We start from the raw sequence: 12,179 nt of genomic DNA on the forward strand, positions 1-12,179 counted from the left end.
CAAGCCCCCAGCCCGGGAATGCGATGAATTCCCCCAACTGTCGGATGAATAGCTATCCGGACCCCTGTGTTTACCCTAGTCACCCTGTTGGAGGTCATCATATCGGATGACGTCCATCTTAGGTAGATTTCGCGCGCGGATCGAAGTCCCACGTTAACCATGCGGTATAGGGTTACCGGATCGGCAAGCTTGTTCGCAGTTCGCAGCGCCGCAAAACTTGCCTGTAATCCTTTTGGATGACATTCACTCGAATCACGCCCTCCCGACGTTTCGACCTGAGAAAGGATGAGCCCGCGATGGACGACAGCAGAGCGATCCGCCGACTCGCGGCCGCCGAGACCCGCGACGATGCGCTGGCGATCGCCCGCGCCTTCTTCCGCAACCACGGCTTCCACGCGCTGAGCTACGTCCGCCCCTCGCGCAAGTATCCCGGCCGCGCCGAGGTCGAGACCTTCGGCTTTCCCGAGGCCTGGACCGCGCTCTACGACGCGGAGCTCAACCGCATCGACCCCTTCCCCGCGCTGGTCGCGCGTGCCGGCCGCGCGGTCCGCTTCGCCGAGATTGCCGACGTGCGCCCGATCAATGCCGACCACCTGCAGTTCGTCGAGCGCGCGCGCGAGCACGGGGTAACCGACGGCTACATGTTCCCCACCTTCGGCCCGCGCCAGCACCTCGCGGCGGTGGGCATCTCGATGGTCGACCACCCCGACCGGGTCGATCATGCCGACGTCCCGATCTACCATAGCGTGGCACAGGCGCTGCACCTGCGCATCGACCAGCTCGATCAGGGCCACTTCGAGCGCCCGCACCTCGCCCCGCGCGAGGTCACGATCCTGCACTGGATCGCGCACGGCAAGAGCAATGACGAGATCGCGCTGATCCTCGGCAACAAGCGGCCGACGATCGCCACGCATATCAAGCGGATCTTCGCCAAGCTCGACGTCACCGACCGCGCCTCGGCCGCGGTCCAGGGGATCAAATACGGGATCATCAGCGTCTAGGGCGCGTCGTCCTCCAGCTCCGCGATCCGCCCGGCCAGCTCCTCCTCGCTGGCGACCCGCCACCATTCCTCCACCCCGGCGCAAAAGGCCTCCATCTGCAGCGCCTCGACCGCATTGGCATCGCCGAGGTGATGGAGCAGCGGGGCATCGGCAGGCCGCTGCTCGGCCATTTCCTCGATCACGCGCGACACCGGCGGGTAATGCGGGCAGTGGCGGCACTGCGGCCAGGTGGGCGCATCGCAGCACGGCCCTTCGCCCGCGACATTGACGACCGGTTCGGGCCCGTCCGGCCCGCGCCGGAAATGCGGCTGGCCGCGATCGGTCCCGAAGCGCGCGCCGGCGCAGCGGCAGGGGGGCTCGGCGGGCGGCTCGGGCGCCTCTTCCGCAGGAGACATGGACCGGGTGTTACACTGTCCAGGCGATAAACTTTCCTGCTCACCCTGAGCCTGTCGAAGGGTCCCCGCGCCAGGCCGTCCTGCTTCGACAGGCTCAGCATGAGCGGGATCCTGTGCCGCATCCGCCACCTCGATCGGCTCGCCCCGCCGCAGGCGCAGCACCATGGCGTCGAAATCCTCCGCGAGGGCCTCGATCCGCTCGTCGCCGCGCATCCGGTCGAGCCGAGCGAGATGCGCCAGCAGCAGGCGGTCGGAGAAGCGCCGCCGCTGGCCGACGAGATCGCCGTGATACCACACCTCCTCGACCACTCCGTTCATGGCGAGATCGGCGAGCTTCGCCTCGGCCGCGCCGCGCGCGACCACCAGCGCCGCGTCCCAGGCGCGCCCGAAGGCGGCGCTCGAGCGGCGCGCGCGATAGCAGGTCTGGTGCGAAACCTTCACCCGCCGCGCCGCCGCGCGCACGCTGCCGGTCACCGCGAGCGCCTCGAGGAAGGCGACCTGCCGCTCGGGCACGAACTGCGTCTGCGGCGCGCGCTCGTCCTCGGCATAGAGGTCGGCGTGGAGGATGATCGGGTGATTGCTCATGTCGGTCATGCCGCGCCTCCCTGAAAAAGGTGGGAGGGTCGCGCAAGAATCCGAGCCGAAGGCGAGGCAAGGCCGGAAGCGTAGTCGAAGACGCAGCTGGCCAAAGGCCACCTGCACGGCCGCCCGAGCTTATGCGAGGAAGCCAAGGCGCACGGACGTGCGCCGCCCGGCGTCTGAGGGACAAAGAAAAAGGAAAACATGGTTCACCTGTGCGTTGGGAGCAGGGGAACCGGGCTATTTATACAGATGGAGGCGTGTAGGACAGGACTACCCGTCCAACACGGCCGAGGCGATGCGATCACAGCGCGCCCGCAAATCCGTCAGCAAAAATGGTTTACGCGCAAGGTGCCGGAGCCGCGCCCCGCGCGCACCCGCTCAGCTCGCGAAGTAGAGCGCGACCTTGAACACGGCGAAACCGATCGCCAGCAGCGAGACGAGCGAGACCACCACCGGCTGGAACAGGCCCCCGGCGATATCCGCAGCCGCTTGGTCGAGCGCGGCATCGAAGGACAGCGCCCCCTCGCCCGCGAGATCGGCGACGGCGCTCTGCGACGCGGCCACCCGGAGCGTATCGGCGACGATGCTGGTGTGTTCGACCTCGGACATACAGGCTCTCCCTTGTGCACATGCCTAGCGCACAACCCGTCGCCGCGCGGTTAATCCGGATGGTTACCATGGGGTGGAGAACGGGGCTCGCCTGCAAGGCGGGAAGCGGGAAAACCGCTCGACGCGCGCGCCGCGCCGCGTGTAGGCCTGCTGACGGTCGCCCTGGGGGAGGACGACGCATGTCGGGGTTCGATTTCGCATTCACGCTGTTCGGGCTGGTGCTGGGGCTGGCGATGGCGGAGGTGCTGGCGGGCTTCGTCCGCGTGCTGAAGGCGCGAAGCCTCCCGGCCTCAAGCAGCAAGGCGGTAGGCCGGACCAAGAAGGCCTCAAGCAGCGCAGCGGTAGGCCGAAAAAGTCGCTCGATACGCATAGGCTGGATGACGCCCGTCATGGGCGGGATCGTGGTGGTCGACCTCGTCACCGCGTGGAACCTCGCCTGGCTGACGCTGCAGGAGGTGTCGATCAGCATCCCCGTGCTGGTGGCGGGAATGGTCGAAACGGGGCTCTACTTCGTCGCCGCGAGCCTCGTCTGGCCCGACGAGGCGAAGGACTGGGCCGATCTCGACAACTGGTTCGACCGGCACAAGGCGCAGATCGGAATCTGCCTCGCCTTCGCCAATGTCGGCTTCTGGCTGCTCTACAATGCCAGCGGCATCTACAACGGCTTCCCGCCCGCGCTCGCCCCCTACATCCTGGCCACCGCCGCCCTCCCCTTCACCCGCACCCGCCGCGAGAGCGCACTGGCGCTGGCCGTGCTGGTGACGTGCCTGACATGGGTGGTCGGGATCAGCACGCTGCGCCTGCTGGGCTGGACACCCTGGGCAACGGGGATGGTGCCGCTGGCGGGGTGACTAGGCTGTCTGCTCCGCAACCCGTGCCGCCGCGCCGCAGTGCACGCGTTGTAGTGGAGGCAAAGATTCAAGTCTGCTTCTTTTTCTTCGTATTTGACGTCCTTGGAGGCTTGAGGTCCAACTTCTCACTCAACTTTCTGATGAGGAGTTCAAAAGATGTCGCTGTTCGAGCGACTGGCGCCTGATAGTCGCTTAATGCAATGAGATGCTGAAAGAGTTGAGAGGCTTCCTGTTTAAGTTTCCGACCTTTTTTGAAGCCATGTTTTTCGACAAGCTTCTCAACGTCACCGCCATAAAGCGCTTCGAATGCCTTACCCTTTGTCTTTGGGACAAGTTCACCAAGATTAACAAGCTCATCGTCAGTCAATGCATAATTGTCCTGATAGCGCTTTGCCTCCCGCCTTCCCGCAACATCATCGTCAAGTAGAATGACGAATGGGACTGCCCAACCGCGAAAAAGACTTATCAGCGTAGCCATATCGCCTGCACCATTTGCGGGGAATACCGCCATCTGCGGATCGGCCCCGATACGTTTTGCAAAATATGCAAAGGGGTGAAAATCGAACTTCCCTTCTAGAAAGATCGCTGGCCCACGGAATGACAGCGGACTTATCTGATATCGAAGAGCATCGAAAACAGGCTGGAAATATGTTGTCCTGCTAGGATTGTCGGAAACGAATGTTCGATATCTTATTGCTTCAATCTCGTTTGGTTTTGTAGAAAATTGATCGAAATCATCACTGGCTAAATCAATAGCTTTATTGTCAACTATATAGGCCTTTTCCAACCATAAAGGATTAACCATATAATGACTATGAGTCGAATAGACGATTAAATCGTCGGGCCCGCAAATTTTTTCAAAGCTCTCAAGAAGCTTTATTTGCGCTCCAGAGTGCAAATGAGAAGCCGGTTCGTCGAACAGGTAAATTGATGGACGTCCCTCAAGTCCCGATCGACGAAACTGAGTAAAAAGTAGAAAGCTAAAAAACCATCGAAAACCCAGCGATCTTTCTTTTAGAAGATACTTTGATTGCCCATCGATGATGTATAATTCGACATACACCGCATTGTTATGATTGGGATCAAAATCCCACGCAAACTCGATGCGCTTATTGAGCAGCTTTCTCCCAAATATTTCATCCCAAGCACCAATGATCACCTTACTCGCTTCATTGGACACCTCCCGCACGACGGTATCGATATCACCTTCGATGCTCGCACCGAGCAGAGCTCGGAAAAATTTCTCAGCCCCGGATGCCTCCGCAGCCTCCTTTACTCGTTTAACAATGTGTTTTTGAATGGAATATTCCGGGTCGACCGTCCGCAAAATATCTTGAAAAACCTTTCGATAGTAGGCGTTCTGAATTGATTCGCCCTCAATTTCCTCTAGATAAATTCGGTCCGGGACATCGAAAAGAAATGTGGGGAAATATATGATAGCAGGAAGCATAGGGTTAAGTCTTTTAACCAGAGCCATCCAAACAGGATCTGAATTTAGTCTGCCCTTATATTGCTTTGTTCCGTTTTTCTTCTTATATTCTACGGTAAACGTCCAATAATTTCCCTGATTTATCAACTTCGAATCGGAAAAGCTATACCGCTTCTCAACGGTGATTGCTCGAGGAAAAGCATCCTGATCGATTATCGCGTTGGTCCGAATCAAAGCTGTTTTGGCCAAAATTTTGACGTCATCCTCGTTGAGTTCGACCTCACAAATGATTGAGACAGAATCTGTGAAACGACCCCTACGGTGTTTTGGTACGAAGCCGCTCGAATCGATCTTGGTGTAATAATTTTCGACCAAAGTCTGCGTGTCTGTGTCAGTAGAGACGAAGTTTGAAATCGCCTCCAAGATCGTTGTTTTGCCGCTCTCGTTCAAACCAATCAGCGTGATGACTTGTCCGGGAACGTCGTTATCCAAGTCGATCGTAGTGTCCACAATACCGCGGAAATTTCTGATGCGCGCGCTTAGAATTTTCATACGCCCCCCCAAAGCATTTCTTAGAAGGTTGCCACTTTAGCTTGGCTACGTCGAGCGCATTTACTCCGCCGCCTGGCGCTGCCTGTCCGACATCGGCTTGAGATACTGCCCGGTGTAGTTCCGACCGCCACCACCTCCTCGTGCGTGCCCTGCGCGACCACCTAACCGCCGCGCACCCCGCCGCCGGGGCCGAGGACGAGGATTTGGTCGGCAATCTTAATGGCTTGCGCCCCCTCCCCGCCCCGCGCTAGCTCTCGGCGGGGGACCGGTGGGCGCGGGCGATGAGCGAATTCGATATCGGTTTCGAGCTGTTCACGCTGCTGCTCGGCCTCGCCATGGCCGAGGTGCTCGCGGGCTTCGTGCGCGTCTTCAAGCTGCGCAGCCGCATCCGCCACGGGCGCGGCGGCGGGCGGCGGGGCGCTACTCCGCCGCCTCGCGCTCGCGCCTGGCCTTCTTCGCCGCCGCGGGTGCCGATCCGGCGCGTTCGAGCATCGGCCTGAGGTACTGCCCGGTGTAGCTGCCCTCGACCGCCGCGACCTCTTCGGGCGTGCCCTGCGCGACCACCTTGCCGCCGCGCACGCCGCCGCCGGGGCCGAGGTCGAGGATATGGTCGGCGGTCTTGATGACGTCGAGATTGTGCTCGATCACCACCACCGAATTGCCCTGGTCGACCAGCCGGTGGAGCACTTCGAGGAGCTTGCGGACGTCCTCGAAATGGAGGCCCGTGGTCGGCTCGTCGAGGATGTAGAGCGTCTGCCCGGTGCTGCGCTTGCTGAGTTCCTTGGCGAGCTTCACGCGCTGCGCCTCGCCGCCTGACAGCGTGGTCGCCTGCTGGCCGACCTTGACGTAGCCGAGCCCGACCTCGTTCAGCATGTGCATCTTGTCGCGGATCGGCGGGACCGCCTTGAAGAACTCCTCCGCATCCTCGATCGTCATGTCGAGCACGTCGGCGATCGAGTGGCCCTTGAACTTCACCTCGAGCGTTTCGCGGTTGTAGCGCTTGCCGCCGCATTCCTCGCAGGTGACGTAGACGTCGGGGAGGAAGTGCATCTCGATCTTGATCAGCCCGTCGCCCTGGCACGCCTCGCAGCGACCGCCCTTGACGTTGAAGCTGAAGCGGCCGGGCTTGTAGCCGCGCGCCTGCGCCTCGGGGAGGCCGGCGAACCAGTCGCGGATCTGGGTGAAGGCGCCGGTATAGGTCGCCGGGTTGGAGCGCGGGGTGCGGCCGATGGGCGACTGGTCGATCTCGATCACCTTGTCGCAGAACTCGAGCCCGCTGACCTTGTCGTGCGCGCCCGCGACCACGCGTGCGCCGTTGAGCGTGCGCGCCGCGGAGGCGTAGAGCGTGTCGATGGTGAAGGAGGACTTGCCCGAGCCCGAGACGCCGGTGACGCAGGTGAAGGTGCCGAGCGGAAGGCTGGCGGTGACGTCGCGGAGATTGTTCGCGCGCGCGCCGTGGACGGTGAGCTGGTGCCCGTTGCCCTTGCGTCGCTTGGCGGGGACCTCGATTTCGCGCGTGCCGTTGAGATAGGCGGCGGTGAGGCTCCTCTTCGACTTGAGCACCTGCTTGAGCGTGCCCTCGGCGACCACCTCGCCGCCATGGACGCCCGCGCCCGGGCCGAGATCGACCACATGGTCGGCGGCGCGGATCGCGTCCTCGTCATGCTCGACCACGATCACCGTGTTGCCGAGATCGCGCAGCCGCTTGAGCGTTTCGAGCAGCCGGTCGTTGTCGCGCTGGTGGAGGCCGATGCTGGGCTCGTCGAGCACGTAGAGCACGCCCGAGAGGCCCGAGCCGATCTGGCTGGCGAGGCGGATGCGCTGGCTCTCCCCGCCGCTCAGCGTGCCCGAGGTACGGTCGAGATTGAGGTAGTCGAGCCCGACATTGTCGAGGAAGCCCAGCCGCTCGTTGATCTCCTTGAGGATGGCGTGCGCGATCTGCTTCTGCGTCTCGCCCAGCTGGTCGGGCAAAGCGAGGAACCAGCGCTTGGCATCGGCGACGCTCATCTTCGTCGGCGTGGCGATATCGGTGGCCTCGTCGCCCTGCCCGACCTTCACGCTCAGCGCCTTCTCGTTGAGCCGCTTGCCGCCGCAGGTCTCGCACGGCTGGCTGGTCTGGAACTTCGCCAACTCCTCGCGCATCCACGCGCTCTCGGTCTGGAGCATGCGGCGATTGAGATTGCCGATCACGCCCTCGAAGGGCTTCTTGACCGTGTATTCCTTGCGCCCGTCCTTGAAGGTCAGCGGGATCGCGCGCCCCTTGGTTCCATGGAGGATGATGTCGCGGATCTCGCGGTCGAAATCCTCCCACGGGGTCTCGAGGCTGAACTCGTATTCCTTCGCCAGGCTCGCGAGCACCTGCATGTAATAGGGGCTCGGCGGGTTGCTCTTGGCCCAGGGCACCACCGCGCCCTTCTTGAGGCTCAGCGCTTCATTGGGGACGACCAGCTGCGGGTCGAACAGCTGCTTCTCGCCGATCCCGTCGCAGGTCGGACAGGCGCCCTGCGGGGCGTTGAAGGAGAACAGCCGCGGCTCGATCTCCTCGATGGTGAAGCCCGAGACCGGGCAGGAGAACTTCTCCGAGAAGACGATGCGGTTGGCGGGGATGCCCGCGCCCTTCATCGCCCCACCCGCGGCCCCCTCGTCCTCGCGCCCCGGGACCACGCCGTCGGCGAGGTCGACATAGGCGAGCCCCTCGGCGAGCTTGAGCGCGGTCTCGAAACTGTCGGCCAGCCGCGTCTCGATCCCCTCCTTCACCGCGAGGCGATCGACCACCACCTCGATGTCGTGCTTGAACTTCTTGTCGAGCGCGGGTGCTTCCTCGATCGGATAGAGCTCGCCGTCCACGCGCACGCGGGTGAAGCCCGCCTTCTGCCACTCGGCTAGCTCCTTGCGGTATTCGCCCTTGCGGCCGCGCACCACCGGCGCGAGCAGGTAGATCCGCGTGCCCTCGGGCAGCGCCATCACGCGGTCGACCATGTTGGAGACGGTCTGCGCCTCGATCGGCAGGCCGGTGGCGGGGCTGTATGGCACGCCGACGCGCGCCCACAGCAGGCGCATGTAGTCGTAGATCTCGGTAACCGTCGCCACAGTCGAGCGCGGGTTGCGGCTGGTGGTCTTCTGCTCGATCGAGATCGCGGGGCTGAGCCCGTCGATATGCTCGACATCGGGCTTCTGCATCATCTCGAGGAACTGCCGCGCATAGGCGCTGAGCGATTCCACGTAACGCCGCTGCCCTTCGGCATAGATCGTGTCGAAGGCGAGGCTCGACTTGCCCGAGCCCGAGAGCCCGGTGATGACGATCAGGCTATCGCGCGGCAGGTCGATATCGACGCCCTTGAGATTGTGCTCGCGCGCGCCGCGTACTGAGATTGTGGTGAGAGCCATGGCGGGTCACTTGGGGTTTGAGTGGGCGAGAGTCCAGCGGGGCTGCGGATGACCGCCTGAAAGGGAGGTATCGGGCAGGAATGTTCTTGAAATGTTCGCACCGTTCAGCGCGGAGGTCAAGTTTCCGAGAGACAACAATTCGCAGGTGTGACGAGGATCACAGCTTCGTCGACGTGCGGATGATACCAAACTCTCGATCCGCAACGGAGTAGTACAATGAAATTGCATGCAGCAGCTATTGGGATTCTCGCTGTTTTGGCGGGAGGTTGCACTACAACGCTGGAGAGTACCAAACCTCCGGGCATCCACGAGATCGCACGCGGCATCGAATACCGCTTGCCGGAAACGCAGATCGAGGTTGAGGCCAATTGGGCACTGGTCGATTGCAAGACAATCACCTTTACGCGTGACCCGAATGATGCGGGGGCGCTCACTTCGGCGAAAATCTTCTCACTCGAGTCGGGGACAAGCCGGTTTCTTCGCAAGTTCGAGGGCGGTGAAATTCGCACAGCCGCGCTGGCGAGCGACGGTATCGGCTGGCCGAAGGTGAACGAGCTCGGAGCCCAGATGGAAATCGTCCTGAAGCCGACCGCGACGTATGCAGCAAGAACCATCGAGGGCGAGAGGTTGCTGATCGACTACGAAAAGCTGACCGAGGCATTCAAGACCGGCTCAATCACGGCCGAGTATTACTCTGACACCCTCATCCTCAAGTCGATCAACGCGAAGCTGGAAGGCCAGGAAGGCGAGGCTCTAAAGAGTGCGATCGGCTTTGCAGGTAATGTTGCCCGGATCGCATTCGGCCTTGGCGGTGCCGTTCCGGCGGGCGCTGGTCCGGCTGCGGCAGGCGACGTATCGGTCACAATGGAGCAATGCACCGAGAGGACCAAAGGCCTGGTCAGGCAGCGCAACGACGTGCTGAAGTCCATCAAGGACAATGAGAACAAGCTCAAGCTGATCGGTGCGAAAATCGGCGAAATCAATGTGAAGCTTGCGACCGGCACGCTCGACGAGGCTGCGATCGAGGCCCTGAAAGCGCTACTCAAGGGCGAGAAAGGCAAGCTCGAAACGGTCGATGGCACCCTGAAAGCGCAAAAGGAGGCCCTTGCCTACCTGAACGGAAAGCTGTCGGTTTCGGCGAAGCAAATGGTCGGGCAGAGCGGTAGCTTCCGGACGACCATCCAACCCAGCGTCGAATCACTCGAGGAGACCTTTTCCGGTGCATTCGAAGAGAGCGAACCCGATTTTCCTTCGCTCGCGAACGAGGTTCGTCTTCTAGCGAGCATTTTGCCTCAACAGCAGGGAGAGCCGATCTGCGATGGCGACGGCGCTTCTGTAGGTTGCAGCGTCGAAGCCAACAAGTCGTTCGATGGGATAGTCTACCGCTCAGCTGTACCCGCACGTCTCGAGGTCACCACCACGGGCAAGGACCATCAGGAGGTCTTGAAGAAATCATTGCGCGTCATCCAACTTGGTCGATTGCAGTTGCTGCCGCTCAAGAACAAGTTTGCGGAAAGCAATTCGCTTGAAGTGCTGTTCGACCAGGCCGGTACACCGTCAAAGGTATCGTACGAAAAAACGAAGAGCGGTGCCAAGGAAGCGTTGGACCTGCTTACAACGGCATCGGGGGAGGTGCTCAAGGTTCAGCAAGAAGTGGCAGCCTACAAAAAGGCCAAGCTAGATGCGGAGAAGGCGCTCGCCGGGGAAGTGCTTACCGAATTGCAGCGAAAGCGTGATCTGCTGAAAACCCAACAGGAAATTGACACTCTTACCTCGCCTAAGCCGAGCGAGATTGCGGTACTCGAAGCGGAGGTGGACATGCTGACGCTCAAAGCCAAGATCGCTCAACTCGAAAAGCAAATCCGCGAAGCCGAAGACGACGAGTAAACTCGATGTCGATGGACGATTTAGTATATGACGCACTCGCGACGGAAAAATTCTCGGCCGTGCCATTGGCGACCGCCCACAGGTCCATCGCCATCGACTTCGACGACCAACAATGTTCCAACTGGTGCTGGGCCGCGGTTGGCCTTGAGCTCTGCCGCGTCAATCCCGGTACCAGCTTCGGGCATCGCTCCAGCCGTTCGCAAGCCGACCTCGTCATGCTCGTCCAAGGCTCGCTCGATGATACGCCGCGCAAGGTGGGTTCGGTCGTTTCGCAACTTCGTAACGCAGGCTGGTTGGGTGCGAGATACTACCGCAGGAGCTATCACGGCGATCAACTTCGGAAGGAGCTGCGCGACAGCATCGATGCGGGAAATCCGGCTTCCGCCGTCATCACATGGAGGACTGGCCTGTCCCATAACGTATGTGTGTTCGGCTACATCACGGCGAGCGACGGTAGCTACTCTTTTTGGGTGTACGATCCGTCGGCAACAGACTTAAAGTCGGACAACCGCTACTTGCTGAGCGGAACCGAATTTGATCGCTATCCCGGCTGGGATGCTGAGACTGGGCGACAAATCTTCGGATTTGTTGACGCGGTTTATACGGCCGCGAGAGAATAGCCGTGGCGCGTATCCTCAAGGTGCGGCTATCCAAGATCGCGCGAGCGCAGGCGGTACTGGACTTGTCGAACACCTATGCGAATACGACGAGTTCGAGGCTTAACGGAAAACTCGCCGGCCTGCCGATCTACACCGGGCCTACCGGTCGCGTAGCGCTGGCCAATTTATCGAATGGCCGAATGCCCGAATTTCGCCGCGTAGGTTGGCGGTATGTGGCGACATTTGAGGATTTCACTGGTTCACTACCCTGCCCTGCGACCGCAGATTACGCCAGGTCGAGCGGCGGAACCCATCGCTGTTGTCGAATTGACCATAGTGCCGCGACCTTTGTGAATGCTGTGCAAGTCGCATGCCGCCATGCTGCGTCTCGCGAGAACAATCTTCGCTTCGCCCCGCGTTTGCTGCTTTATCCGGTACTGCGATGGAGCGCTGTCTGGATGGCTGAGCGTCATCAGGAGAATGACTTCTTCGTCGTCGACGACCGCGGTATCAGCGATCGGCTATCCTGCTTGAAGGATCTCGAACATGCGCTGAAGGGTATCATCGCGCTCTAGTCGATGTGGAAGGCGGCTAACGCCAAGCCGGCGCCCGCGCGACCGGAAGAGGGCCTCGAAGGGATGCCCGGTGCGCCGATCGACCTCATCAAGGCCTTGCCCGGGCTGATCGACTAGCTGGCCAAAGCACCCGCGGCGACCATCCTGATCGCCCTCGGGCTGCTGCTGGTTTGGGCGCCGACACGCGAACTGCCGCAGGCGCGCAACGCGATCCCGCGATGCCAAATTGCAACGCCTCGGAAACAAACGGGAATGGCTGCGACCGGCCGCACCGGAGCAGCGACAGCCTGCGTAGCCGGAGAATGTTTCGTT

The 12,179-nt window shown here is 61.3% G+C and carries 10 protein-coding genes; 6 read left to right on the forward strand and 4 right to left on the reverse strand.

Features of this window, described 5'->3' with window-relative positions; translation table 11 throughout:
• Positions 1-296: 296 nt before the first annotated feature.
• The gene (locus K3181_RS15570; RefSeq protein ID WP_247714822.1) at positions 297-1,001 is read left to right on the forward strand and encodes a helix-turn-helix transcriptional regulator; all 705 of its coding nucleotides are present in this window, start codon (positions 297-299) and stop codon (positions 999-1,001) included.
• Here K3181_RS15570 and K3181_RS01295 read toward each other — a convergent pair.
• Both K3181_RS01295 and K3181_RS01300 read right to left on the reverse strand, forming a co-directional pair.
• Entirely contained in the window at positions 998-1,990 is a 993-nt protein-coding gene (locus K3181_RS01295) for a hypothetical protein (RefSeq protein WP_221600078.1), read from the reverse strand. The genes K3181_RS15570 and K3181_RS01295 overlap by 4 nt on opposite strands.
• 366 nt (positions 1,991-2,356) lie before the next feature.
• On the reverse strand, positions 2,357-2,587 hold the full coding sequence (locus K3181_RS01300) for a hypothetical protein (protein ID WP_221600080.1): 231 nt from the start codon (positions 2,585-2,587) through the stop codon (positions 2,357-2,359).
• Between the two features lie 179 nt (positions 2,588-2,766).
• Between K3181_RS01300 and K3181_RS01305 the strand changes: the two genes are divergently transcribed.
• Positions 2,767-3,438, forward strand: coding sequence for a hypothetical protein (locus K3181_RS01305; protein ID WP_221600082.1), 672 nt, complete (start codon positions 2,767-2,769; stop codon positions 3,436-3,438).
• A gap of 67 nt (positions 3,439-3,505) precedes the next feature.
• Here the strand turns inward: K3181_RS01305 and K3181_RS01310 are convergent, their stop codons facing one another.
• Entirely contained in the window at positions 3,506-5,419 is a 1,914-nt protein-coding gene (locus tag K3181_RS01310) for an ATP-dependent nuclease (RefSeq protein WP_221600084.1), read from the reverse strand.
• Between the two features lie 281 nt (positions 5,420-5,700).
• Between K3181_RS01310 and K3181_RS01315 the strand changes: the two genes are divergently transcribed.
• Positions 5,701-5,919 (forward strand): hypothetical protein, encoded by a 219-nt coding sequence (locus K3181_RS01315; protein ID WP_221600086.1) that lies wholly within the window; start codon positions 5,701-5,703, stop codon positions 5,917-5,919.
• Here the strand turns inward: K3181_RS01315 and uvrA are convergent.
• Complete coding sequence (gene uvrA / locus K3181_RS01320) at positions 5,840-8,806, reverse strand: excinuclease ABC subunit UvrA (RefSeq protein WP_221600088.1); 2,967 nt, start codon at positions 8,804-8,806, stop codon at positions 5,840-5,842. The two genes, K3181_RS01315 and uvrA, sit on opposite strands and share 80 nt — an antisense overlap.
• Positions 8,807-9,022: 216 nt before the next feature.
• On the opposite strand from uvrA, the gene K3181_RS01325 reads away from it, so the two are divergent.
• Genes K3181_RS01325 through K3181_RS01335 form a run of 3 tightly spaced genes read left to right on the forward strand, consistent with a single transcriptional unit; the run spans position 9,023 to position 11,867 of the window.
• Positions 9,023-10,693 carry a hypothetical protein gene (locus K3181_RS01325; RefSeq protein ID WP_221600090.1) on the forward strand — a complete coding sequence of 557 codons (1,671 nt, stop codon included), beginning with the start codon at positions 9,023-9,025 and terminating at the stop codon, positions 10,691-10,693.
• Between the two features lie 5 nt (positions 10,694-10,698).
• The gene (locus tag K3181_RS01330) at positions 10,699-11,313 is read left to right on the forward strand and encodes a cysteine peptidase family C39 domain-containing protein (protein ID WP_221600092.1); all 615 of its coding nucleotides are present in this window, start codon (positions 10,699-10,701) and stop codon (positions 11,311-11,313) included.
• A gap of 2 nt (positions 11,314-11,315) precedes the next feature.
• Positions 11,316-11,867 (forward strand): hypothetical protein, encoded by a 552-nt coding sequence (locus K3181_RS01335; RefSeq protein ID WP_221600094.1) that lies wholly within the window; start codon positions 11,316-11,318, stop codon positions 11,865-11,867.
• Positions 11,868-12,179: the final 312 nt, after the last annotated feature.

Origin of the sequence: Qipengyuania mesophila (genome assembly GCF_019711655.1) — a bacterium.
In the GTDB taxonomy this organism is placed as follows: domain Bacteria; phylum Pseudomonadota; class Alphaproteobacteria; order Sphingomonadales; family Sphingomonadaceae; genus Qipengyuania; species Qipengyuania mesophila.